Raw genomic sequence first — 23,128 nt, forward strand, 5'->3', positions numbered from 1 at the left:
TTTTTCCCCTTCGCCCGCGTGCTTATCTGCGCGTCGGGCGGCCCCGGTTTGATGCGACCGTCAATGCATACTCACCCAACGCGGCGCGTGCGCACTGTCTGGAATCGCACATTGAACAAGCCGCTCGGTGCGCAAGGAAACATGGCGCTTCTATCGATAAAACGCGCAAACGTTTTCGCGGTAAATTGCCGTATGGGGCGGGGCGTTGCGGCGTAAAGATTACTCGGTCTTGGGCGCGCGGGCGCGGCCGCTGCGTTTGATCTGCTCGTCCATGGCAAGGTCGAGCTTGCTCACGCGCCGGGGTTTTTCGGGCTTGAGCGCATTCACGAAGGTGACGAAATCGTCAAGCGGCAGCGGCGAGGAAAGTTTCTGCTCGCCAGCCAGCGCCCGGTCGACGAGATAGAAGAGACCGCCGCTCAGGCTGACCGCGGCGTATTGAGCGTTACCCGAGCGCGTCTTGAGCCGCTCCACGGCATAGATGGCTTTAGTGGATCGCATGACCGGGCCGCTGCTTGATTTGTCTCTGTCCTGTGAGTCTGGAAGGCGAACCCATCAGGAGCCGGCGCCGTTGCTTCCCGGCGCGCATTTCTTGCTCGCGCCCTCGAGCCACAGGTTCGATACGTGCCGTTCGCCCGGATAAAAGCGATACGAGGTTTCGCCGTTATCGAAGCGGACCTTGATCACGTTCGAGTCGCCGAATTCGAGCATGGTGCCTTGCGGAATCGGCGTTTTCTTGAACTTCGCATCGTGTTTCTGGGCTTCGTCCGTCAGACACTGGACGATGCTCGTGACCGACGCATTGGTGGCGGTTTCGACTTCGGGCTGTCCGGCGTCGGCGTTATGGAACTGGCCGCAGGCCTGGAGCAAAAATACGGGAAGCGCGAGAGCGCATGCAATCTTTTTCATGGTGTCCTTCAAGTATTCAGCCACGGCGACGCTGTAGTGCGTGATGCCGATTACATCACAGTGGCCTTACGGTTTGCGTCGGCCCGGGTGTCCGGTCTTGTCAGGCATCGGGCGGCACGCCCAGAAGCTGCATGGTCCCGCCGACAACGCCCGAAAATACCGGGCCCGCCACGGTTCCGCCGTAATAGGAGCCTGCCGACGGTTCATCGATCATCACGGCGACGATCACTTGCGGGTCGCTCATGGGCGCCATTCCGACAAACGACGCACGATACTTGTTCGCGGCATAGGTACCCCCGATCTGTTTGCGCGCCGTGCCGGTCTTGCCGCCCACGCGATAACCCTCTACCGCTGCCGCACGTCCCGTGCCACGGGGGCCCATCGCGAGTTCGAGCATGTCGCGCACGGCCGCGGCCGTCGTGGCCTTGGTGACCTGCACGGGTTCCGGCGCAGCCCGGCCGCGCACGAGCGTGGACTGGCGCAATTCACCGGTTCCCGCATAAGCGGTGTACACCTGCGCAATCTGCAGCAGCGACAACGACAGGCCGTATCCGTACGCCATGGTCGCCTGCTCGATCGGCCTCCAGCGCTGATAGCTTCGCAAGCGGCCGGTTGCTGCGCCCGGGAAGGTCAGTTCCGGCGCTTGCCCAATGCCATATTGCCGGTACTTGTCCCACACCGTTTTCGCCGGCAGCCTGAGCGAAAGTTTTGTCAATGCAATGTTGCTCGACATCTGCACGGCTTCCGACACCGTGATGACGCCGTGATTCGACGTGTCGTGGATGGTATTGGGCCCGAGCTTGAACGTGCCCGGCGAGGTATCGATACGGGTCTCGGGCCGAACTTGCCCCATGTCGATGGCGAGCGCCGCAACCAGCGGCTTGATGGCGGAGCCGGGCTCGAACGTGTCGGTCAGCGCCCGGTTGCGCAATTGCTCGCCGGTCAGGCGCGAGCGGTCGTTCGGGTCGAAGGTCGGATAGTTGGCAAGCGCGAGGATTTCGCCGTTCTTTGCATCGAGCACGACCACGCTGCCCGCGCGCGCCTTGTGCTTTGCAATCGCCGCCGCGAGTTGCGTGTGGGCAAGCTGCTGGATGCGCCGGTCGATGGTCAGGTGGATCGTCTCGCCGTTCTCCGGCAATTCGGTTTCGCCGATCTCGGACACAACGCGTCCCAGCCGGTCGCGAATCACTTCGCGCTGACCATGCTCGCCCGTCAGCCGGTCGTTGGCCGCAAGCTCCACGCCTTCCTGGCCCTTGTCCTCGTTGTCCGTAAATCCGACGATATGCGCCGCCGACTCGCCTTCGGGATAAAAGCGCTTGGTATCGGCGACGAGCGTGACGCCCGCGAGCCCCGTTTCCGCGATACGCGTTGCCACGTCGGCATCGACCTGACGTTTGAGCAGGACGAACGAACGCTCCGTTCCGAGCCGGCGTGCAAGCTCTTTCTCGGGCATGCCGAGAAGCCGCGCGACCTGCGGGCGTGTTTCGGTATCGAAGCGCGACGGCGTGGCCCAGATTGAATACGTCGCAAGGCTCACGGCGAGCATCGCGCCGTTGCGATCGACAATGCGCCCGCGCGTGGCGGACAGTTCGAGCGTGCGCTGATACCGCTTTTGCCCTTCGCCGATATAAAAGTCCTGGTTCACGACCTGCACCCACAGCGCGCGCGCCGCCAGCGTCGCAAACGCGGCGAACATCAGCAGTACGACGAGCGTGGAGCGCCACTGTGGCAGCCGGCTTTCGAGGACGGCGTTCTTCACGGGCGTTTGATACGCTTCGTGAGCACGCCTGGCGGTTTTACGCATGCTTCGGTCGAGTCGGTTGGATGAGTCAGGTCGTGGCGGACGCGGGTTGCGCAACCAGGCGTTCAAGCACGTCCTCGAATCCGGCGTTCTCCGGCGATGCAAGGCCAAAGCCGTCTTTCAGCACGCGGCGCAACTCGGCGGCTGTTGCGATTTCACGATGCTCCTCGGCGGCGCCGCGATGCGTCAGCGTCCGGTCGAACAGCGTTTGCCGTTGCCCTGGCATCACACGCGCGACGATCAGGTGACCCGTGAAGATCGACTCGGGGAGCGTGGACACATAGTGGTTCGCCATGGCGTAGTCGGCGGCCAACTGCGGCTCGAGGTCGAAACGGTAGACCGGCTTCCAGGTGTCGCCGAGTTTCACCTGCAACTTGAAATCGCCGTGCTCGATCAGGTCGAGGCGGAACGTCTCGTGCGGCGTGGCCTGCTCCCGGCCGTTATCGAAAACGAGCGGCGCGGTGAGCGTCATGCTGCCGAATCCCACGTCGGCAAGCCACGTTTCATCCGGCGTTTCCACGAGCAGCATCATGTGCGTGCGCGCCGGCACGGCGTCCGGATCGGCCCATAGCACGCGCGCGGCAAGCCCGGTCGTCTCGAATCCGAGCGTTTCCAGCATAGCCCGGAACAACAGGTTGTGTTCATAGCAATATCCGCCGCGCCGCGCGCTCACCAGCTTGGCGAACACCGACTCGAGATCGAGCCGAGGCGTGACGCCAAGCAGCGTGTCGATGTTTTCAAACGGAATAGCTTGCGGATGCAGCCGGTGCAGCGCGTGCAGCACCCCGGAGCTCGCTTCATGCGGGCCGGTATAGCCAATACGGTCGAAATAGGCGGCGAGCTGCGCCGTCGAGAGTGTCTGAGTCATGTGTTGAAGCTCCTGCCCTGATAGGGGAACGAGGCCGGGCGTGCCGCCGCGAGGTGCCGTCATTCTACGGTACGGCCCAGCCTTTATTACATATTGCATACGGCGGCGGGCGTAAGCCCGCCGTTTGATCACGATTTTGAACTGTCGGACGTCTAACATGGTCTCTAATGGGCAGTGCGTTCAACTCTTCTTTTAAAGAACCCTATGTCGACCCCACTTGCTACCGCTTCATCCTCCCCGCCATCTCCCGGCAAACATCCCGCTCCGCCCTGCACGCTTGTGATCTTCGGCGCTGCCGGCGACCTGACCAAGCGGCTCTTGATGCCGGCACTTTACAACCTGTCGTCGGACGGTTTGCTCGACGACAACATGAAGATCATCGGCGTCAATCACGGCGAGCTCGAAACCAGTGCCTGGCGTGACCAGTTGACCGAATCCCTCAAAAAGTTCGCCGCCGATAAAGCCGGCGCCTTTCACACCGCCCAGTTGAACGAGCAGGCATGGAAGTGGGTTGCAGACCGCCTGCAGTACGTGGCGGGCGAATTCGAAACGGACGACGTATTCAACAAGCTAAAGCAGACCTTAGGGGATAGCGGAAATGTCATTTTTTATCTCGCGGTCAGTTCGCGCTTCTTCAAACCCATTGTGGAGCGACTTGGCCGGGCAGGATTGCTGAAGGAAAACGAACATGCGTTCCGGCGCGTGGTGATCGAAAAGCCGTTTGGGCATGACTATGCGTCGGCGAAAGATCTGAACGAGAGCATTCTTAAATTCGCCAGCGAAAACCAGATTTATCGTATCGACCATTTTCTCGGCAAGGACACCGTTCAGAGCATTCTTGCCGTGCGCTTTGCCAACGCGCTGTTCGAGCCGATCTTCCGGCGCGAATATATCGATCATGTCCAAATCACGGCTGCGGAGACCATCGGCGTGGAAGCGCGTGGCGGATTCTACGAGCAAACCGGCGCGTTTCGCGACATGGTTCCGAACCACTTGTTCCAGTTGCTCGGCATGGTCGCCATGGAACCGCCGAACTCTTTCGATGCCGAAGCCGTCCGCGACAAGAAAGCCGAGATCTTCGACGCCATTCAGCCGCTCAAACCCAGCGATGTCGTGCTCGGTCAATACGAGAAATCGGACAGCGTTCCCGGTTATCGCGAAGAAGCGGACGTCGCGCCCGACAGCCAGACCGAGACGTATGCGGCGGCGCGAGTGTTTGTCGAGAACTGGCGCTGGGCGGGCGTGCCGTTTTATTTGCGCACGGGCAAGCGCATGACGGCGCGGCGCACGGAGATATCGGTGCAATTGAAGGCTGTGCCGTTCCTGCTGTTCCGGGACACGCCGGTAGATACGCTGGTGCCGAACGTGCTGACGTTACGCATCGATCCGGAACACGGCACGACCTTCGATTTCAACGTGAAGGTGCCCGGTCCGGTAATGCAGGTCGGGGCCGTGAAATCATCGTTCAAATACGGCGATTTCTTCGATGAAAAACCCAACGTAGGCTACGAAACGCTGCTGTATGACTGCATGCTCGGCGATGAAACGCTGTTCCAGCGCGCGGACAGCATCGAGACAAGCTGGGCGGCGGTCGATCCCGTGCTTCATCCCGAAGGCGGTCCGTTGCCGGTTCATGGCTATACGGCGGGAAGCGCCGGACCGAACGAAGCCGATGCGCTGCTGCAAGCCGACGGCCGCTCATGGCGCCCGCTTGTTGACGAGCACACCAAGAACACCGATCACAACGACAAGAACTAGGAGAACCCTGATGGGGACAGCAGTAAAGAAAGCAGCAAGCAAGCCGGCAAAACGTACCTTGGCCGAACGTATTCTCGCTATCGACGTGGGCGGAACGGGCCTGAAGGCCGCCATTATCGACGCGCACGGCAAGATGCTGACCGAGCGCCTGAAGGTCGCGACGCCGCATCCGTGTCCGCCGGAATTGCTGGTTCATACGCTGGTCAAGCTGGTCGAACCGCTGATGCAGCCGCTGCCGGCCACGCACATCTCGATTGGTTTTCCGGGCGTGGTGCGCGACAACCATGTGCTGACCGCGCCGAACCTGGGCAACGAAAGCTGGCGCAACGTGCCGCTCGCGCAAATGCTTTCGGATCAACTCGGCCACCATTTGCCAGTGCGCATCATCAACGACGCCGAAATGCAGGGACTCGCGGCCATTGAAGGAAAGGGTATCGAGTTTGTTCTGACGCTTGGCACGGGAGCCGGCACCGCGCTTTTCCGCGATGGCGAACTGATGCCTCATCTGGAACTCGCGCATCACCCGGTCAACAAGAACAAGACATATGACGAATACCTGGGCAACGCCGCACGCGACAAAACCGGCAACAAGCGCTGGAATCGCCGTGTGGAGAAGGTCATCGGCATACTAAGTTCGCTTGTCAACTATGACCGTCTCTGGATCGGTGGCGGCAATGCGGCCAATCTCAAGTTCGATCTGCCGGACAACGTGAAAGTCGTGTCGAACGAAGCTGGAATCGAAGGCGGCGCGCGCCTCTGGCATCCGCGCTCGGTGCGCGAAACGCGTCAACTGCCGCCAGGAGCGTTCGAATGACTCCGGCCGGTCTCAAGCTCACCCACCGCTCGCACGACGATCCGGATCGGGCGCTCAATGCGCTGTCAAAAATCGAACTCGTGATCACCGATTGCGACGGCACGCTGCTCTACACCGATAAAACCCTTGGCAGCCCCGCGAAAGAGGCGGTGCGCAAGCTGAGCGCCGCAGGCGTGCGCTTTACGGTGGCGAGCAGCCGGCCGGGAAAGGGCATGCGCTCGATCGTCGAAACGCTCGGAGTCACCACGCCATTCGCCGCCTTCAACGGCGGCAAGCTAGTCGATCCCACGGGCTGGCGGACCATGAACGCGCACTGGCTCGCACGGGAGGCCGCCGAGACCGCGCTGGAAAGCCTCGCGCGGGACGGCATAGATGCGTGGGTGTTCATCGACGACGCGTGGTACATCACGAATCCCGGCGGGGACTATGTGTCGCTCGAGCGCCGGACCGTGGGGTACGACGCGGTGGTGGTGAAAAGTTTCGATGGTATAGACCTGGGATCGGTCGAGAAAATCGTGGCGTCGACCAAGGACGCTGCGTTGCTCGCACGCAAGGAAGCCGAATTGCAAGGCACGCTGAAAGGGCGCGCCATTGCCATGCGCTCGCAAAGCTATTACCTCGACATCACGCATCCGCTCGCGAACAAAGGCGAGGGCATCCGCGAACTGGCGCAACTTGCCGGGGTGGCGCTGGAAAAGGTCGCGGTGCTGGGAGACATGCAGAACGACGTCGCCATGTTCGATGTGGCGGGCGTATCGATTGTGATGGGCCAGGCGTCCGCACAGGTGCAGGAAAGCGCGACGTTTGTATCGTCAACAAACGACGAAGACGGTTTCGCAATGGGCGTAAGCGGATTGCTCGCGGTCCGTGAGTGAACCCGTGGTGGGACCAGCGAGGGAAGTCGATTTATGCGAACGGGAGAGCGCCATCGACGCCACGCGATGCTTACCGACAGCATCCAGCGGCGGCGTCGACGAAGCCTGGGCTCTCGACGTTGCTGCGTTCCTGTCCGAAGTCCCGGGCCCGCATTGTTTGCGTGCCTCGGCAGACGTCCGGTTTAGCGGCGACGCATTTGCGGGCGCGGTCCACCGCCGCCGGTTGCGCGCTCGTCCTTGTGTCGGAAGTTGATCCGGCCTTTCGTCAGGTCATACACAGACAATTCCAGCGTCACGCGATCCCCGGCAAGAATCCGGATGTGGTTCTTGCGCATGCGGCCCGATGCATACGCGCCCACGACCACGCCGTTGTCCAGCGTCACGCGGTAGCGACTGTCGGGAAGCACTTCGTCAACAATGCCGTCCAGCTCGAGTAACTCTTCTTTCGCCATATAAAGCTCCTTAATTCATCGTCCGATGCGATTGTATGCGAGACACGCACGCAACCGCGATGCCTTTTATTGCCTGACAATCACAAACATTCGCCGATAGTCACAGATCTGCAACAGTCTGGCCGTCGATCTGGCCATCAATCAGTTTTTCGGCGTGCAACAAGCAGGCCCGTCGAGCCTGTCCGCCATTTTCAAAACTTCCATCCTGCTCGATGCGGAACACGCGGCTTTCGCCCGTTACTTCCTCACCGGCGGGCGGTGCGCGGCAGATACGCACCGATGCTTCATAACCGGTATCCGCTGCCCGGACCGCCGCCGCGCCCTGGCGTGCTCCGCGCGGGTAGATCAGCGGATGAATCTCGTAGCCTTTATACGTCTTGAGCGGCTTGACCAGTTCTTTCATGTTCTTGAATTCCTGTTGGCGCCCGCCCGGGCATCGAAATAGTGCATTCGATGCGTGTACCCGCCGATGGCCAGTCCGGGCGCCTCAGCGCTCGCGGTCGATCGGCGGTTACGAGCAAAAAATAGCGCGCGGCGCACTTGGGGCGCAGCCGCTCGCCGGGCTGTAGGTGTCGAAGAACGCCGGGGTGACGCGCGTCATACCGAGTCATACACGATATAACGCCTGGACTGCGCCAACCGTCGACGTCGCTGATATTTAAACTTTGAAAACGGCTCTGAAGACGAGTGCCGGGCAGCGTCTGACGCTAAGCCTGCACTGCCGGGGCGATGACATTCAGCCTGATGCGGTGCTGAAATGCCGGGTGGATCGCTGCTGCCATGGCGGACACGTTGCGCGACGCGCACTGTGTATTATTAGACAGCAAATCAGAAAAAAGTTCCGCTGTCGCCGGAGGCCCCGCCTCTCGATGCTGCACTGTTGACGTGATTTTCGGAGATCCGAGCAACTCGTCCGTCCCCGGTTTCACGTCATTCAACCGCCTTCCAGCGGCATCGAATAACTATTATACCGTCATAGCCAGCCAGCCTTGCGGAACCGCCAGTAAAGGAAGACGTCCACCAGCAGCATCACGGCTATACACGCCGGGTAGCCATACGCCCAGTCCAGTTCCGGAATCTTGTGAAAATTCATGCCGTAAATGCCGGCAATCATGGTCGGCACGGCAAAAAGCGCTGCAAACGAGCCTAGACGCTTCGTGACTTCGCTTTCCGCCAGCGAAATCAGGCCCAGGTTGACCTGGATCGCGGTGACGACCATTTCGCGGCGGCCCTCTATAGTCTTCACGATGCGCTGCAAATGGTCGTAGACGTCGCGGAAATAATCCTGCATGCCGCTGCAGACGCCCGGCGCGCGGCCGCCGTAGAGTTTGCTGACCGCTTCCAGCAGCGGCGCGGTGTGATGCTGAAGCAAGATGAGACGGCGTTTCAGCGAATACAGGTCTTCGATGATCACCCTTGAGGCCGCCGAGCCATTGCGCTCAAAAATCCGCTCCTCGAGTTCATCGAGTTCCGCGCCGAGCGCTTCGAGAATGGGGAAATAGCGATCGACCACATTGTCGATCAGCGCGTACATCACGAATGCAGGCCCGTGCTTGAGCAGATGAGGTTCCCGCTCGCAGCGCTTGCGCACTTCCTGGAAACCTTGGCTGGTCCGGTTGCGCACCGACAGCACGTAGTTATCGCCCACGAACACGTTGATCTCGCCTACCTCGAGTTCATTCTCGCCATCGAGCTCGACCGTGTGGAGCACGCAGAAAAGCGAGTCCGTATATTCCTCGATTTTCGGCCGCTGATGGCCGTGCTGGGCATCTTCCACCGCGAGTTCGTGCAGCCCGAACTGGTGCGTCATGTGCGCGAGTTCGCCGGGGCCCGGATCTTTTAGCGCAACCCACACGAAGCACTCAGGGACATCCCTATATGCGGAAATATCGTCGATGGCGACGTCGGCGAGCTTGCGGCCGTCTTGATAGGCCGCGCAATTGACCAGCATGTAGTCTGCCCTTCTTACACGGTAGCGACACCGGCACGCGCCGCACGTGCGCGAATACTCAACGCGCAACGCGGCCGTTTGCCGGAACTTCCGTGAATCTTAGCGGATTTGCGAATGCGTCCTGGGCATGGACGCACAGCAAGGGGGCGGCACACATATGCCGGCCTCCTGACAGAACCGGTCCTTGCTGCCTAGTTGTTCGTGTAATCCGGTGTTATTTCGGAACTCAGCCGGGGCATCTCGACAGGCGCCAGCGTGTTGTCGCGCTTCGTAAGTTTGCCTTCCACCGACGCGCCCACGTCCATGCGCAGTTGCTGGTAATAAATATTGCCGTTCACGTGCGCATTCGATTGCAACTCCACGAAGTGCTCCACCGTCACATCGCCGGTAATGGTTCCATTGATCACGATATCGTAGGCGGTGACGTTGCCGGTGATCGACCCCTGGTCGCTGACCACCAGCAATGTCTGCTCGCCTGGACGGCCGGTCACATTGCCTTTTACGTGGCCGTCCATGCGCAGCCCGTCGCTGAATTCGAGATCGCCCGCTATCTGGACATCGTGGGCGATCAGCGTGGCCAGCTTGGCTTGGCTCACGCCGGTAGGTTTTTTCTTGAACATGGATGATCCCTTTCTGGTCTGGATTGCAATTTCGATACTGGCCTCGAGCAAGGCGCGAGGCCAGCGCTGAGATGTCCCGGCTGGCCTGGCCGGTTAGTTGGATTTGTCCCGCTGGCGTTTGACGAACGCGAGATCAGTGCGCATCTGGTGGATCTCGGCCGCACTTTCCGATGCCTGCTGCTGCAAGACGAGCCGCGTCGCCACCTCGTGGTCGAGCGCGATGCGCGCCTTCGCGAGCTGTTCGCGGATCTCGCGCTCTGAAATGGGCGGCGCGCACAGCGCGTCGGCCTTTTTGCTGTTGTCACGCGACGTGACGAGCGCAAAGCCTGCAGCGGCGAGCGCGGCGGCGGCGCAGGCCGCGGCGAGAAGACCCAGCATGATCGCGGGCCAGCTTGGACCGCGGCGCGAGGTCAAGGAATACGTGCGGCGGGTCAGGCGATGTGTCGCCCGGTGTTTGTCAGCTTGCGGCATGGGGATTCGGCTTGAAAAGCGCGAGATAGTGCTTGGGATTGACCTGTGTGCCGTCGATGATCACTTCGAAATGCAGGTGCGGTCCGGTCGAGCGTCCGGTCGAACCAATCTCGCCGATCTTCTGTCCGGGCATGACAAGGTCGCCGACAGCAACGAATATCTTCGACGTATGTCCGTAGCGCGTGACCACGCCGGTGCTGTGCTGGATGTCGATGGCATTGCCATAACCGCCGTGCGGTCCCGCCAGGATCACGCGGCCTCCCGCGCTTGCATAAATGGGTGTGCCGGCCGGTGCGACCAGATCCATCCCCGGATGAAAGCTCAGATGCTGGTTGAACGGGTCGATGCGATTGCCGAACGGCGAGCCGAAACGCGCGCCCGGCGCGGGCTGCCGTCCGGGAAACGCCATGTAGGACGCATAGTGTGCGAGCACCACGTCATCGAGCTTGCCGAGCGTGGCGTCGAGGCAATCGAGCGCGCTTTGCGTGCGGCGCAAGCGTTGGGGCGCCGAGCCGGTTTGCGCGGCGCGCTGGGCGTCGCAGAGCCGTGCGGGCAGCGCGGGTCCGCCCTCGGCCGTGCTCGCCGGCGCGGGTTTCGGCGCGGGTTCCGACGCGGGTTCCGACACGTTCGGATGGCTGCTCGCTGCGCTGTTCCCAGGCGCGAGCCGTGGCGCCAGCGCCGGTCCGCCCGCGCTGTCGAGCGGCAGTTCGTCGTCATTCTCTGGCAGCGGCGGCACGATATGAATGTCGGGACGATCGGCTGCGCGGCGCGAAGCCTTCAGCTGTACTTCGAAGTCCTGAAGTTCGTTGACTTGCGTGACGAGCTGACCCACTCGCGGCTCGAGATGCGTGAGCGTTGCGCTGATCTTGCCGAGTTCGTCGATCTCGTACGAACGGCGCTCGGCCTGCGCTTTTTCCTCGGCGCCGTGCGTGTTGCCCATTGCTGCGCCAATTGCAATTCCGAGCGCGAGCGCGGCCAGGATCATCGCGACGACTGCGACGATCACCATTGTACGAACCGTGCGCGCCTCGACAAACCGCACGCGCTGATGCGACACGGTCCGGCGCGACCAGATGACGAAAGCCATCAGTGCATCCGGCGCGCGACGCGCGAAGACAAGACGACGTTCATCGAAACAAAAATACTGGCGCGTATTCGAGTGTTGAAATTGAGATAAATGAAAGTCACGTCCATGTGAAAACGCCGCAGCGGGGCTACGGCGAGAGGCCTTATGGGCGGACGATTATGCGCCAGTTATTCGAATGCGTATCTCATATATAAGGGTTGCTGAACAAACGCGAAATTCAGGGCCGCGCTGTTTCGCTCCACAGCATCTCGCAGGCCTCGCCCATTAGGAGCGGCCGGTTCAATTCGGCCACCGTGCGCAGGAAATTCCACACTGCCGTGATGCGTTTCAATTTGCGCAAATCCTCGCGGCAGGAGAGATAAAACGCGCGGGTGACGACGATGTCATCGGCGAGCACGGCTTCGAGACGCGGGTCTTGCGCCGCCATGAAACACGGCAGGATGGCGAGCGCGCGACCCTGCAGCGCGGCGTGATATTGCGCGATCACGCTCGTGCTGCGCCAGTTGGAAACGGCGCCCGGAACTGCGCGATCGAGGTAGAGCAACTCGTAGCTGAACGCGAGGTCGTCGATGTAGCTTGCGAAGCGATGCGTCCTGAGATCTTCAACGCAGCGCACGGGCTCGTGCTGTTCGAGATACTCGCGCGTGGCGTAGAGGCGCAGCCGGTAGTCGCAGAGTTTCGTGTAGACGGTCTGACCGTGTTCGGGGCGTTCGAGCGTTACCGCTATATCGGCTTCGCGCTTGGACAAGCTCACGAAGTGCGGCACCGGCAGCAAGTCGATGGAAATCTGCCTGTGCGTGTCCTGGAAACGTGCGAGTTGCGGCGCGAGGAAAAAGCAGCCGAAGCCCTCGGTCGATCCCACGCGCACGTGGCCGGACAATGCGTGCCCGGAATTGGCGATGTGTTCCGTCGCGGACTGGACCGTGGTTTCCATGGCATCGACGTAGGCAACAAGACGCTGGCCTTCGGCGGTCAGGATGAAGCCGCCGCTGCGGGATTTATCGAAGAGTAGGGTGCCTAGCGCGTCTTCCAATGCCCGCACGCGACGCGCGACAGTTGTGTAGTCCACGCCCAGGCGCTTGGCCGCGCCGCTCGCACGCTGGGTCCGGGCGACTTCAAGGAAATATCGCAGGTCGTCCCAGTTCAGGTTATTGAGGTTTTGCACGCCTGCGCCCGCGTTTTTTTGCATGATGGATGGGTATTTCTATCGATACTTCGTAGAGATTTGCATAACTATACTGAACGATATCGGCTCGGTGGATTCACCGCGCGAGCCGACGACAAACAAAACGGAGACGGCATCCACCTTGAGCGATCTGCCCGGATACGCATTTGTCCGCTCAGGTCCGCGTCTCGCGTTTTCATGCCCGTTCCCAAGGAGACTCCCTCATGAATACTGCTGCTGAGCGCCCGGCGCTCGCCGAACAATCCATCGCTGTACGCACCGCCAAATTGTTGGTCGATGGCAAGTTCGTGGAATCGAATACGCAGGAGTGGCGCGACATCGTGAATCCGGCGACGCAAGAACTCGTCGGGCGCGTGCCGTTCGCGACGAAAGACGAAGTGGATGCCGCCGTGGCGTCAGCAGCCAATGCATTCAAGACGTGGCGTCTGACCTCGCTCGGCGTGCGCATGCGCGTGATGCTGAAATTCCAGGACCTCGTGCGCCAGAACATGAAGCGCATTGCGCAGACGCTGACGGCCGAGCAAGGCAAGACGCTTGCCGACGCCGAGGGCGATATCTTTCGCGGGCTCGAAGTTGTTGAGCATGCATGTTCCATCGGTACGTTGCAGCAAGGAGAATTCTCGGAGAACGTCGCGGGCGGCGTGGACACGTACACGTTGCGCCAGCCTGTCGGCGTATGCGCCGGCATCACGCCGTTCAACTTCCCCGCCATGATTCCGCTCTGGATGTTCCCCATGGCGATCGTGTGCGGCAATACATTCGTGCTGAAGCCATCGGAGCAGGATCCTTTGTCGACCATGGAACTCGTCGAGCTTGCGCTTGAAGCGGGCGTGCCCGCGGGCGTGCTGAACGTGGTGCACGGCGGCAAGGACGTGGTCGACGCCATCTGCACGCATCCCGACATCAAGGCGATCTCGTTCGTTGGATCGACACATGTGGGCACACACGTGTACAACCTTGGCAGCCAGCACGGCAAGCGCGTGCAGGCCATGATGGGCGCGAAGAATCACGCCGTCGTGTTGCCCGATGCAAACAAGGAGCAGACGCTGAACGCGCTCGCCGGCGCAGGCTTTGGCGCGGCCGGGCAGCGCTGCATGGCGACGTCGGTGGTGGTGTTCGTCGGGGCGTCGAAGGACTGGTTGCCGGAACTGGTGGAGCGTGCGCGCGGCCTCTCGGTGAATGGCGGCACTGAAGCGAACACGGATGTTGGACCGGTCGTTTCGCGCGCTGCGAAGGAGCGCATTCTCGGTCTTATAGAAACAGGCGTGGGCGAAGGCGCGACGTTGTCCCTCGATGGCCGCGGCGTGGAAGTGAAGGGTTATGAGCAAGGCAACTTCATCGGCCCGACGATTTTCTCCGATGTCACGACCGACATGACCATCTACAGACAGGAGATCTTCGGCCCGGTGATCTGCGTGCTGGAAACGGCTACGCTCGATGACGCCATCGCGCTGGTCAACCGCAATCCGATGGGCAACGGCGTGGGTCTCTTCACGCAAAGCGGCGCGGCGGCGCGCAAGTTCCAGAGTGAGATCGACGTGGGCCAGGTGGGCATCAACATTCCGATTCCGGTTCCCGTGCCGTATTTCAGCTTCACGGGCTCGCGCGGATCCAAGCTCGGCGATCTCGGTCCTTACGGCAAGCAGGTCGTGCAGTTCTACACGCAAACGAAAACGGTCACGTCGCGCTGGTTTGACGACGCCACGGTCAACGACGGCGTGAACACGACTATTTCGCTACGCTAGGCCTTTTCCGCACAAAACTATAAACAGGAGATACGTCATGGAAATCGGCTTTATCGGGCTGGGCAACATGGGCGGTCCCATGGCCGCCAACTTGCTGAAGGCGGGACACTCGCTGACGGTGTTCGATGTATCGAAGCCGGCGCTGCAGGCGGCGGTCGACGCAGGCGCGCGGACCGCTGTATCGCCCCGTGAAGCGGCCCGCGAGAGCGAGGTGGTGATTACCATGCTGCCCGCCGCCGCGCACGTCAGGGCGGTCTATCTGAACGACGACGGCGTGCTTGCGGGCGTGCGGCCCGGCGTGCCGCTGGTGGACAGCAGCACGATCGACCCGGCTACCGCGCGCCTGATCGGAGAAAGCGCGGCGAAACAAGGCAACCCGTTCGCCGATGCGCCCGTATCAGGCGGCACGGGCGGCGCCCAGGCGGGCACGCTGACGTTCATGGTCGGCGCCGAGACCGTTTTGTTCGAGACGCTCAGACCGGTGCTCGCGAGCATGGGCAAGAACATGGTGCAGTGCGGCGAAACGGGCACGGGCCAGATAGCGAAAATCTGCAATAACCTGCTGCTCGGCATTTCGATGATCGGCGTAGCGGAAGCCATGAAGCTGGGAACGTCACTTGGCATTGATCCGAACAAGCTTGCTGGAATCATCAACACGTCGACCGGACGCTGCTGGAGCGCGGATACGTGTAATCCCTATCCCAACGTGCTGCCTAACGCGCCGTCGTCGCGTGGCTATACCGGCGGTTTTGGGGCGGATCTGATGCTCAAGGATCTCGGGCTGGCGGTTGATGCAGCGCGTCAGGTAAAACAGCCGATCCTGCTGGGTGCGCTTGCTCAGCAACTCTATCAATCCATGAGCATGCAAGGTCTTGGCGGCCTCGACTTTTCAGCGATCATCAAGCTGTACAGTAACGAGGATGCCTGAATAAAACGTACCAATGAAAATACGTCTATAGGTGCTTTATTAAGCTGCATTGCAGCATGGCGCATGTTTGAGCCATATACACCAAGGACATGGGGAATACGATGATTCGCTTCTTCTGATTTTGGCCTATTCTCAAAGCACGACGTTCGTGTCCTCGTCCTAATTAGTAAGCAAATGACGAAGTCAGCGAAGCCGCTTTGGAATACTGATAGGTTTAACCCAGGCCAGCAGTCATGCTGTCGGCAAGCCGGGATCAAGGAGAGCCAGATGCAAACAACTCGTCATTTTCATATGGAATTGCGGCACGCCACGGTGCCGACGTACGTGTTCAGTTATCTGTTCCCGTTGGTATTGCTGGTGTATGAGTTATGGCGTGTCGGTTCATGGGTTGCAGTTCGTGGATTCAACTTCACGGACTTTAGCGCAATGAGTTATGAGTTCGCGCTCATGCTAGCCGTTTTCCTGATGCAGGTCGTGGTGGAAATTGCTTTCATGGCCGCCGCCATGCTCACGAAACATCATGACGTGGCGCATCGCGCAGCGAATCTGCTGCTCGGCATTTTCTGTTCGATGGTCGTGCTTGGCTTCGATCTTGCGTTGCAATACGGAATGTAAATGCTTTACCGGGCGTTAAGCGCCTCCAGTTCTCGCAGCAATGAAAAGCCCGTTTGAACGTCAAGTTCAAGCGGGCTTTCTCTTGTCATGCCATAACCTTTAAAGACTTAACAGCCTACTGCGCTTGCCAGTTCCGGCGCCTGCTCCGCGCGTTCTTCAAAGCACTTCTTGTTCGCTTCTTTCAGCGCTGTGCGCAAACCTTCTTCAATGACCGGGTGGTAGTACGGCAACTTCAGCATGTCTTCCACGCTGAGTTCCAGTTGCAGCGCCCACGCCAGCAAATGACCGAGATGTTCGACTGCGGGCCCGCAACCTTGCGCGCCGAGCAGCTTGCCGGTTTTCGCGTGCGCATAGACGTGAAGCAAGCCGCGGTTTTGCCTCAGCACCCGGCTGCGCCCCTGCGTTTCAAATGAAACGCTGCCAGTCACCGTCATCTGTTTTTCGAGGTCGTCATAAGACGCGCCGACAATCGCCACTTGCGGTTCGCAGAACACGAGCGAGAACGGTACTTTGCGCTTGATTGCCTGCACATTGGGGAAGTTGGCGGCGTTGTCGCCCGCGAGCTTGCCTTCGTCGGCGGCATCGGAGAGAAAAGGACGCGTACCGTCACAATCGCCCGCAATAAAAATACTGCTGTCGCCACATTGCATCGATTGCTCGTTGAAGACAGGAACGCCCTTGTTATCAAGCTCGATGCCTGTGTTTTCAAGCCGCAAACCGCTGAGCGTGGGCTTCCTGCCGGTGGCGACAAGCACGAGATCGAAACGCTCGGTGCGGTCGCTGCCATCGAGCGATTTGAAGCGTATGACAGGCTCGCCGTCCTGCATCGATTTTTCGTGGATGGTCGCGTCGGGGTCGAGATAGAAGTCGTCCTGCAACGCTGCAACCAGCGCTTCGCGCACGGGGGTATCGGTGAGCGCGCCAACCTGGTTTTTCTGGCTGAACATGAATACATCCACGCCAAGCCGCGCGAACGCCTGACCCATTTCAAGCGCAATAGGGCCAGCGCCGAACACCGCGCAACGCTTGGGCAAGGTCTTCAGATCGAAGACGTCGTCGCTTGTGATCAGCCGGTCGCCGAAGACCTCGAAATCATCGGGGATGACGGATGCCGAGCCGGTCGCAATCACCACGCTCGCAGCTTCGATGCGCAATGAATCATCCACGATCAGCACGTTGCGCGACTCGAAACGTGCGTACCCGCGAATCACGGTCTCCGGGGCGAACGAAGCGATTTCCTCCAGCACGCCTTTGACGAAATGATCGCGTTCGCTGCGTACATAAGCGAGCACGTGCTCGTTGTTGGCCTCGAGATCATGCGTGCCTTCAATGCCGCGAGCGGCTTGTGCCTTTGCGTCGTGCAACCCGTTCGCCGCTGCCAGCAGCAGCTTCGACGGCATGCAGCCCACGCGCGCGCATGTCGTGCCGAACTCGGCGCCTTCGATGAGCACAGTTTCCTTGCCCGCGCTGCGCGCCGCGCGATACGCCGCCATGCCCGCCGTTCCCGCGCCAATGACGGCGACGTCCACCTTGATCTGCTTCATCACTACCCTTTGAGTTTTACGACCATTGCGGATGCACGCCGTCAAGGCTGCGATCGAGCTGGAACGCAGCGCTGATCAAAGCCAGATGCGTGAGCGCCTGCGGGAAGTTGCCAAGCGCTTCTCCGCTGATGGCCACTTCTTCCGAATAAAGCCCCACATGGTTCGCGTAGGCCAGCATTTTCTCGAACACGAGGCGGCCTTCGTCCACGCGCCCGGCCCGCGCGAGCGCTTCCGCGTACCAGAACGAGCACGCGCTGAAACCGCCTTCTTCGCCAGGAAGCCCGTCGAGCGAATCGCCGCGTGTGTAGCGAAAGATCAGCGGATCGACACCCAGTCCCTCGCCGATGGCATCGAGCGTGGAAAGCCAGCGCGGATCCTTTGGGCCGATAAACCGCACGAGGGGCATCATCAGCGTGGATGCATCGAGTGTTCTGGAATCGGGCGTCTGCACGAAACTCTTGATCTCGTCGTTCCAGAAACGCGTGTAGATGTCCGCGTGAATGGCGTCGCGCACCGCATTCCATTCCGGGAAGGGCGCTGGCAACGAGCGCTTCTGCGCAAGACGGATCGCGCGGTCTAGCGCGACCCAGCACATCAGTCTGGAATGCAGCAGCGGACGGCTGCCATTGCGGAATTCCCAGATGCCCTGGTCCGCCCTGTCCCAGTTCTTCGAGACGAAATCGACGGTGCGCGTGACGTGCTGCCAGCCATCGTAGGAAATGGCCTCGCCATATTTGTTGTAGAGATAAACGGCGTCGAGCAGCGCGCCATACACGTCGAGCTGAGTTTGGTCGCGCGCGCCGTTGCCGATCAACGGCGGCTCCGTACCGCTGCCGTAGAGCGTATCGAGCGGCTCTTCGTCGGGCGGCTCGTTGCCATCCACGGCGTACATGACGTTGAAGGAGCCGTCCGAATCGCATTGCTTGTTGCGCTCGGCAATCCAGTTCTTGAAGTCGCGCGCCTCGCCGATATAGCCCAAGCGCAGCAGCGCATAGACGGAAAACGCGGCGTCACGAATCCACGTGTACCTGTAATCCCAGCGACGGCCGCCGTCCGGAGTCTCCGGCATGCCGAACGTGGGCGCGGCGGCGATTGCGCCCGTCTCGCGCGAACTGAGCAACTTGAGCAGCAACGCGGAGCGCATCACGACTTCACGATAACGCCCGCGATAAGTCGACTTCGCCGACCACGCGCGCCAGAAATCGATGGTATCTGCAAGCGCGCCCTTGCATGGAATGTCGCTGCGGGCGGGTTCCGATTCCGCGCCGAAAATGAAGCAGGCGGTCTCGCCTTCTTTCAGGTCGAAGTGCGCGACAGCGTCGTTGTTGTCGAGGCTAAGCGGTATCGTGGAGTCGAGTGTCAGTGCTTCGTCCTGGCCCGAGGGTGCGAAACGGACCGTCTTCTCGTCGAGTTGCGTGGTTTCGTGGCTGCCGCGCGCATAGTCGAAGCGCGGCGCGCATTCAAGGCGCACCGACATGTCGCCGTATTTGGCGCGGACCACGCGAACAACGCAGTTCGACCCGCTTTTCTCGTCCTCATCCTCTTTCGATACAGGCATGAAGTCGACGATCTCGCACACCGCATCTCCCGACATGAACCGCGTCAGCAGCACGTTGGTCTCGGGCAAATACATCTGCTTGGTGCGCGCAATGTCGAAGGTTGGCGCAATGCTGAATGCGCCGCCGCGTTTGGCGTCGAGGAGCGCGCCAAAGACCGTCGGCGAATCGATACGCGGAAAACACATGAAGTCGATCGCGCCCTCGGTCGACACCAGCGCGGTCGTGCGCATGTTGCCGATCAGGCCGTGCGCATCAATCGGAATGCCGTGCGGCGTTGCCGGGCCGGTTTTCGCGGGGGTGTCGTCGTGAGGATCCTGCGCGCGCTGATCAGCCATTGTCGGCGAACCCCGGATACAAGGTCATGCCGCCGTCCACGAAAAGCGTGGTGCCAGTCACGTAGTCGCTATCGTCGGAGGCGAGCCAGACAGCCGCGTGGCCGATGTCCTCGGCTTCGCCAATGCGGCCGTAGGGCACGAGTTTCAGCAACTTTTCGAGCGCCTCGGGATTGTCCCAGGCCGCCTTGTTGATCGGCGTCTTGATCGCGCCCGGCGCGATGGAATTCACGCGGATCCTGTGCGGCGCGACTTCCTGCGCGAGCGATTTCATCATCATCTGGATGCCGCCCTTCGACGCCGCGTAGTTCACGTGTCCGGCCCAGGGAATGATCTCGTGCACTGAACTCATGCAGATGATCTTGCCCAATGCCTTCGACACCGGCCGCGGACCGCGGCGCAGGAATTCGCGCACGGCGCGCTGCGCGGTCATGAACTGGCCGGTCAGGTTGACGTTCATGACGGCGTTCCAGTCCGCGAGCGTCATGTCGGTGAACTTCGCGTCCTTCTGCAAACCGGAGTTGGCGACGACGATATCCACCGTGCCAAAGTGCTGGATGAGCGAGTCGAACATTGCGTCGATGTCGGCTTCGTCGGAGACGTCGGCCTTGATCGCGATGGCTTGACCGCCAACCTGTTCTATCTTGCCGGCAAGGTCTTCGGCCTCCTCGCCGTGGGAATGATAGTTGATGGCGACGCTCGCGCCAGCTTCGGCGAGCGCGAGCGCTACGCCGTAGCCGATACCGGAGCTGCCGCCCGTAACGAGCGCGACCTGACCGTGGAGTGCTTGATTCATGGCGTTCCCTGATTCGATGCTAAGCGGGTTGGTCCGCGATGCACGTCTGTGGGGCCGGCCGAAGCCGGCGACGTCATGGCACCAAGCAAGCGCCGGTCCCGCCCGTCAAACCGCGCGGAGCTTCACTCCACGTGCATGGCCAGCGCCGGGAACGATTCTGTCGGGTGCGCGATTTCGTCTTGCGCCGCGACGATTTCCAGTTCGTAGCGGCCGGCTTCGTAGGTTGTTTTCACGACGGCATTCACCGCGGCAAGCGTATGCTCCAGCGCTTCGCGAACCGAGTCGCCCAGCAGCGTGCGCGCGAGGAACACCGCGCTGGTGAGATCGCCCACGCCGACCGGCTGGCGCGCGAATGGATAGAGCGGGCGCTGTGCAAACCATGCCTGGTTTTCCGTTACAGCGAGCATGTTGAACGCATCGGCGCGACTGTTCCTGTCGATCAAATGCTTGACCAGGACGATCTTTGGACCGCGCGCAATGACCTCGCGGCACGCTTCGATTGCTTCTTCCACCGTTTCTATCGTGCGCCCGGTGAGCTTCTGCAACTCGATGTGATTCGGCGTCATGGCGTCCGAGATTTCCGGCATGGTGGTGACGAGGTATTCCTGAATCCCCGGCTCCACGATACAACCGCTCGCCGCGCCCATGACCGGATCGCAGAAATAGAGCGCTTTCGGATTCACGGCCTTGACCATCCTGACGATCTCGACCACCGCCGCGGCCTGCTCGGGCGCGCCCAGATAACCGGACAGCACGGCGTTGCATCGCGACAGCACGCCGATAGCGCCGACGCCTTCGATCACGCGTATGAGTTCGCTGGCGTCGACGGCGCTGCCGGTCCAGCGCCCATATTGCGTGTGATTGGAAAACTGCACGGTATTGAGCGGCCAGACGTTGACGCCCATGCGGCGCATGGGAAAGACCGCTGCGCTGTTTCCGGCGTGGCCGAAGACGACGTGCGACTGAATACTGAGGACGTTGTTCATGATGGTTTTTTTCGTCAGGGGCCGCAATGGCAAGTCGGGCGCGGCACGTTGAGATTAGAACCCGGCGCCACGCCAGACATTATTGTGCCGTGGCCCACGGCTTACGACGCAGGGACAAAGAAGTTTTTGCATTTCCGAGACACGTGCCAGGCGACCGCGCGTGCGGTGCGATGGTTTTTTACATCGATTGGCACAATGATTGCGTCCTCCGGAAAATTCATTTGGATTATCGAACGGTTTGTAGCGTCTTGCCGGCTTTATCCGCCGTCAAATAGATCTTCTTCTACCCAACGCTGAAAAGCAGGTGCGAACTGTTCACCTTTGCAGCAGAATCGTTCTCACATGCCATGTTTCAGGTTTATTTAAATCCTCTGGAGAAAATCGAACTCGTCGCTTGAAACCGCCCGATGCGTTCGCCATCCATACGCGGGGCCGGTAGCCGGATCAGATCAGAAACAGGCCGTGACAGGCCGTAAAAGAGGAGGTCAAGATGGAGACGCTGAACAGAGAGACGTTGTCGCAAAGTCACACGGATCTGCAGAAGAACACGCTGGCCATTGTCCTTGCGGGCGGCCGCGGTACGCGCCTCGGCGCACTCACGAACAAACGCGTCAAACCGGCCGTGCACTTTGGCGGCAAATACAGGATCATCGACTTTGCGTTGTCGAACTGCCTGAATTCAGGGATCCGGCGCATCGCCGTCGTCACGCAATACAAGGCGCATTCGCTCTTGCGCCATCTGCAGCGCGGCTGGGGATTCCTGCGCGGCGAATTCAACGAGTTCATCGATATCTGGCCGGCGCAGCAGCGCATAGATGCAAGCTGGTATCGCGGCACGGCGGACGCCGTGTTTCAGAACCTCGACATCATCCGTTCCATCGGCCCGGAATATATCGTCGTGCTGGCGGGCGATCACATCTACAAGCAGGACTACACGCGCATGGTGCTCGACCATGTGGAGAGCGGCGCGGATTGCACGGTGGGCTGCATCGAGGTGCCGCGCATGGAGGCCACCGCGTTTGGGGTGATGCACGTCGATGCGCAGCGCCGCGTCACCGCCTTCCTGGAAAAGCCGGAAGATCCGCCGCCGATGCCCGGCAAGCCCGACATTGCGCTCGCAAGCATGGGCATCTACGTGTTCAGCGCGAAATATCTGTACCAGTTGCTTGAGGAAAACATCCAGACATCCGAGACGGATCACGACTTCGGCAAGGATATTCTTCCGCGCGTGGTGACGAGCGGCCGGGCGATCGCGCATCCGTTCGGCATGTCGTGCGTGACATCCGAAACGGATCCCAATGCACCGCCGTACTGGCGCGATGTCGGTACCGTCGATGCGTACTGGGCGGCGAACCTGGATCTGGCATCGACAATTCCAGCGCTCGATCTCTACGACCGCCGCTGGCCGATCTGGACCAACCAGGAACAGTTGCCGCCAGGCAAGTTCGTGCGCGACCTGCACGGGCAGCAGGGCGCAATCAATAATTTGCTGGTGTGCGGCGGCTGCGTGATCGCGGGTTCGCAGGTGTCGCGGTCGGTGTTTTCATCGGCGGTGCGGGTGAATTCGTTCTGTCATATCAACGAGGCAGTACTGTTGCCGCAGGTCACGGTCGGTCCGAGTTGCCGGCTCAAGAAGGTGGTGATCGACCGGGGTTGCACGCTGCCGGAAGGACTGGTGATCGGCGAAGATCCGCAATATGACGCGGAGCGGTTCTACAGGACGGAAAGCGGAGTGGTGCTGGTGACGCAAGAGGCGTTGACACGTCTCGGACAAGCAAAGCAGTCATAATCCACAAGACTGCGTGCTCAATGCGCGCCCGCCGCGTGCAAAAAA

Annotated in this window: 22 protein-coding genes; 7 read left to right on the forward strand and 15 right to left on the reverse strand. The window is 60.8% G+C overall.

Annotated features, from left to right (window positions below):
• Nucleotides 1-219 precede the first annotated feature (219 nt).
• From AWB64_RS08770 to AWB64_RS08785, 4 genes are all read right to left on the reverse strand, one after another.
• Entirely contained in the window at nucleotides 220-498 is a 279-nt protein-coding gene (locus AWB64_RS08770) for a hypothetical protein (RefSeq protein WP_060818286.1), read from the reverse strand.
• A gap of 54 nt (nucleotides 499-552) precedes the next feature.
• Complete coding sequence (locus tag AWB64_RS08775; protein WP_060818287.1) at nucleotides 553-906, reverse strand: hypothetical protein; 354 nt, start codon at nucleotides 904-906, stop codon at nucleotides 553-555.
• Between the two features lie 100 nt (nucleotides 907-1,006).
• Complete coding sequence (locus AWB64_RS08780; protein WP_060818288.1) at nucleotides 1,007-2,710, reverse strand: peptidoglycan D,D-transpeptidase FtsI family protein; 1,704 nt, start codon at nucleotides 2,708-2,710, stop codon at nucleotides 1,007-1,009.
• A gap of 25 nt (nucleotides 2,711-2,735) precedes the next feature.
• Entirely contained in the window at nucleotides 2,736-3,575 is an 840-nt protein-coding gene (locus tag AWB64_RS08785; RefSeq protein WP_060818289.1) for an arylamine N-acetyltransferase family protein, read from the reverse strand.
• Nucleotides 3,576-3,779: 204 nt separating this feature from the next.
• Here AWB64_RS08785 and zwf point away from each other — a divergent pair, with 204 nt between their 5' ends.
• Genes zwf through AWB64_RS08800 form a run of 3 tightly spaced genes read left to right on the forward strand, consistent with a single transcriptional unit; the run spans nucleotide 3,780 to nucleotide 7,022 of the window.
• Nucleotides 3,780-5,333, forward strand: coding sequence for a glucose-6-phosphate dehydrogenase (gene zwf / locus AWB64_RS08790; protein ID WP_060818290.1), 1,554 nt, complete (start codon nucleotides 3,780-3,782; stop codon nucleotides 5,331-5,333).
• Between the two features lie 10 nt (nucleotides 5,334-5,343).
• Entirely contained in the window at nucleotides 5,344-6,147 is an 804-nt protein-coding gene (locus tag AWB64_RS08795) for an ROK family protein (RefSeq protein WP_060818291.1), read from the forward strand.
• Nucleotides 6,144-7,022 carry a Cof-type HAD-IIB family hydrolase gene (locus AWB64_RS08800; protein WP_060818292.1) on the forward strand — a complete coding sequence of 293 codons (879 nt, stop codon included), beginning with the start codon at nucleotides 6,144-6,146 and terminating at the stop codon, nucleotides 7,020-7,022. The genes AWB64_RS08795 and AWB64_RS08800 overlap by 4 nt, the downstream gene beginning before the upstream one ends.
• Nucleotides 7,023-7,204: 182 nt before the next feature.
• On the opposite strand, the gene infA is transcribed toward AWB64_RS08800, so the two are convergent.
• The 7 genes from infA to AWB64_RS08835 form a co-directional block, all read right to left on the reverse strand.
• The gene (gene infA / locus AWB64_RS08805) at nucleotides 7,205-7,474 is read right to left on the reverse strand and encodes a translation initiation factor IF-1 (protein ID WP_050382773.1); all 270 of its coding nucleotides are present in this window, start codon (nucleotides 7,472-7,474) and stop codon (nucleotides 7,205-7,207) included.
• A gap of 100 nt (nucleotides 7,475-7,574) precedes the next feature.
• A complete protein-coding gene (locus AWB64_RS08810) occupies nucleotides 7,575-7,868 on the reverse strand; it encodes a hypothetical protein (RefSeq protein WP_208603258.1) in 294 nt (97 codons plus the stop codon).
• A gap of 579 nt (nucleotides 7,869-8,447) precedes the next feature.
• Nucleotides 8,448-9,425: a magnesium/cobalt transporter CorA gene (gene corA / locus AWB64_RS08815; RefSeq protein WP_060818294.1), complete on the reverse strand. Its 978-nt coding sequence runs from the start codon at nucleotides 9,423-9,425 to the stop codon at nucleotides 8,448-8,450.
• A gap of 191 nt (nucleotides 9,426-9,616) precedes the next feature.
• Nucleotides 9,617-10,045 carry a bactofilin family protein gene (locus AWB64_RS08820; RefSeq protein WP_060818295.1) on the reverse strand — a complete coding sequence of 143 codons (429 nt, stop codon included), beginning with the start codon at nucleotides 10,043-10,045 and terminating at the stop codon, nucleotides 9,617-9,619.
• Nucleotides 10,046-10,138: 93 nt separating this feature from the next.
• Complete coding sequence (locus AWB64_RS08825) at nucleotides 10,139-10,423, reverse strand: hypothetical protein (protein ID WP_244163993.1); 285 nt, start codon at nucleotides 10,421-10,423, stop codon at nucleotides 10,139-10,141.
• A 79-nt stretch (nucleotides 10,424-10,502) separates the two neighbouring features.
• Complete coding sequence (locus AWB64_RS08830) at nucleotides 10,503-11,603, reverse strand: M23 family metallopeptidase (protein WP_060818297.1); 1,101 nt, start codon at nucleotides 11,601-11,603, stop codon at nucleotides 10,503-10,505.
• A gap of 217 nt (nucleotides 11,604-11,820) precedes the next feature.
• Nucleotides 11,821-12,792: a LysR family transcriptional regulator gene (locus AWB64_RS08835; RefSeq protein WP_060818298.1), complete on the reverse strand. Its 972-nt coding sequence runs from the start codon at nucleotides 12,790-12,792 to the stop codon at nucleotides 11,821-11,823.
• Nucleotides 12,793-12,992: 200 nt separating this feature from the next.
• Between AWB64_RS08835 and AWB64_RS08840 the strand changes: the two genes are divergently transcribed.
• From AWB64_RS08840 to AWB64_RS08850, 3 genes are all read left to right on the forward strand, one after another.
• The gene (locus tag AWB64_RS08840; protein ID WP_060818299.1) at nucleotides 12,993-14,534 is read left to right on the forward strand and encodes a CoA-acylating methylmalonate-semialdehyde dehydrogenase; all 1,542 of its coding nucleotides are present in this window, start codon (nucleotides 12,993-12,995) and stop codon (nucleotides 14,532-14,534) included.
• Nucleotides 14,535-14,571: 37 nt separating this feature from the next.
• Nucleotides 14,572-15,462: a 3-hydroxyisobutyrate dehydrogenase gene (mmsB, locus tag AWB64_RS08845; protein WP_060818300.1), complete on the forward strand. Its 891-nt coding sequence runs from the start codon at nucleotides 14,572-14,574 to the stop codon at nucleotides 15,460-15,462.
• 267 nt (nucleotides 15,463-15,729) lie between these two features.
• Entirely contained in the window at nucleotides 15,730-16,077 is a 348-nt protein-coding gene (locus AWB64_RS08850; RefSeq protein ID WP_060818301.1) for a hypothetical protein, read from the forward strand.
• Nucleotides 16,078-16,184: 107 nt separating this feature from the next.
• Here the strand turns inward: AWB64_RS08850 and AWB64_RS08855 are convergent, their stop codons facing one another.
• The 4 genes from AWB64_RS08855 to pdxY form a co-directional block, all read right to left on the reverse strand.
• Complete coding sequence (locus AWB64_RS08855; protein WP_060818432.1) at nucleotides 16,185-17,621, reverse strand: dihydrolipoyl dehydrogenase; 1,437 nt, start codon at nucleotides 17,619-17,621, stop codon at nucleotides 16,185-16,187.
• A gap of 16 nt (nucleotides 17,622-17,637) precedes the next feature.
• Complete coding sequence (locus AWB64_RS08860; RefSeq protein ID WP_279616252.1) at nucleotides 17,638-19,515, reverse strand: glycoside hydrolase family 15 protein; 1,878 nt, start codon at nucleotides 19,513-19,515, stop codon at nucleotides 17,638-17,640.
• Complete coding sequence (locus AWB64_RS08865) at nucleotides 19,508-20,308, reverse strand: SDR family oxidoreductase (protein ID WP_060818302.1); 801 nt, start codon at nucleotides 20,306-20,308, stop codon at nucleotides 19,508-19,510. Before AWB64_RS08865 ends, AWB64_RS08860 begins: the two co-directional genes overlap by 8 nt.
• Nucleotides 20,309-20,430: 122 nt before the next feature.
• Complete coding sequence (gene pdxY, locus AWB64_RS08870) at nucleotides 20,431-21,294, reverse strand: pyridoxal kinase PdxY (RefSeq protein ID WP_060818303.1); 864 nt, start codon at nucleotides 21,292-21,294, stop codon at nucleotides 20,431-20,433.
• Between the two features lie 490 nt (nucleotides 21,295-21,784).
• Between pdxY and glgC the strand changes: the two genes are divergently transcribed.
• On the forward strand, nucleotides 21,785-23,083 hold the full coding sequence (gene glgC / locus AWB64_RS08875) for a glucose-1-phosphate adenylyltransferase (RefSeq protein WP_060818304.1): 1,299 nt from the start codon (nucleotides 21,785-21,787) through the stop codon (nucleotides 23,081-23,083).
• Nucleotides 23,084-23,128 lie beyond the last annotated feature (45 nt).

The sequence above is a fragment of the Caballeronia sordidicola genome (assembly GCF_001544455.2).
Classification (GTDB): domain Bacteria; phylum Pseudomonadota; class Gammaproteobacteria; order Burkholderiales; family Burkholderiaceae; genus Caballeronia; species Caballeronia sordidicola.

Coding starts and splice junctions, on each gene's coding strand:
- AWB64_RS08785 (WP_060818289.1), bottom strand. CDS start 3,575: ATGACTCAGACACTCTCGACGGCGCAGCTCGCCGCCTATTTCGACCGT.
- AWB64_RS08850 (WP_060818301.1), top strand. CDS start 15,730: ATGCAAACAACTCGTCATTTTCATATGGAATTGCGGCACGCCACGGTG.
- AWB64_RS08795 (WP_060818291.1), top strand. CDS start 5,344: ATGGGGACAGCAGTAAAGAAAGCAGCAAGCAAGCCGGCAAAACGTACC.
- infA (WP_050382773.1), bottom strand. CDS start 7,474: ATGGCGAAAGAAGAGTTACTCGAGCTGGACGGCATTGTTGACGAAGTG.
- AWB64_RS08865 (WP_060818302.1), bottom strand. CDS start 20,308: ATGAATCAAGCACTCCACGGTCAGGTCGCGCTCGTTACGGGCGGCAGC.
- AWB64_RS08830 (WP_060818297.1), bottom strand. CDS start 11,603: ATGGCTTTCGTCATCTGGTCGCGCCGGACCGTGTCGCATCAGCGCGTG.
- AWB64_RS08800 (WP_060818292.1), top strand. CDS start 6,144: ATGACTCCGGCCGGTCTCAAGCTCACCCACCGCTCGCACGACGATCCG.
- AWB64_RS08775 (WP_060818287.1), bottom strand. CDS start 906: ATGAAAAAGATTGCATGCGCTCTCGCGCTTCCCGTATTTTTGCTCCAG.
- corA (WP_060818294.1), bottom strand. CDS start 9,425: ATGCTGGTCAATTGCGCGGCCTATCAAGACGGCCGCAAGCTCGCCGAC.
- mmsB (WP_060818300.1), top strand. CDS start 14,572: ATGGAAATCGGCTTTATCGGGCTGGGCAACATGGGCGGTCCCATGGCC.
- AWB64_RS08780 (WP_060818288.1), bottom strand. CDS start 2,710: ATGCGTAAAACCGCCAGGCGTGCTCACGAAGCGTATCAAACGCCCGTG.
- AWB64_RS08855 (WP_060818432.1), bottom strand. CDS start 17,621: ATGAAGCAGATCAAGGTGGACGTCGCCGTCATTGGCGCGGGAACGGCG.
- AWB64_RS08770 (WP_060818286.1), bottom strand. CDS start 498: ATGCGATCCACTAAAGCCATCTATGCCGTGGAGCGGCTCAAGACGCGC.
- AWB64_RS08820 (WP_060818295.1), bottom strand. CDS start 10,045: ATGTTCAAGAAAAAACCTACCGGCGTGAGCCAAGCCAAGCTGGCCACG.
- AWB64_RS08840 (WP_060818299.1), top strand. CDS start 12,993: ATGAATACTGCTGCTGAGCGCCCGGCGCTCGCCGAACAATCCATCGCT.
- AWB64_RS08835 (WP_060818298.1), bottom strand. CDS start 12,792: ATGCAAAAAAACGCGGGCGCAGGCGTGCAAAACCTCAATAACCTGAAC.
- AWB64_RS08860 (WP_279616252.1), bottom strand. CDS start 19,515: ATGGCTGATCAGCGCGCGCAGGATCCTCACGACGACACCCCCGCGAAA.
- AWB64_RS08825 (WP_244163993.1), bottom strand. CDS start 10,423: ATGCTGGGTCTTCTCGCCGCGGCCTGCGCCGCCGCCGCGCTCGCCGCT.
- glgC (WP_060818304.1), top strand. CDS start 21,785: ATGGAGACGCTGAACAGAGAGACGTTGTCGCAAAGTCACACGGATCTG.
- pdxY (WP_060818303.1), bottom strand. CDS start 21,294: ATGAACAACGTCCTCAGTATTCAGTCGCACGTCGTCTTCGGCCACGCC.
- zwf (WP_060818290.1), top strand. CDS start 3,780: ATGTCGACCCCACTTGCTACCGCTTCATCCTCCCCGCCATCTCCCGGC.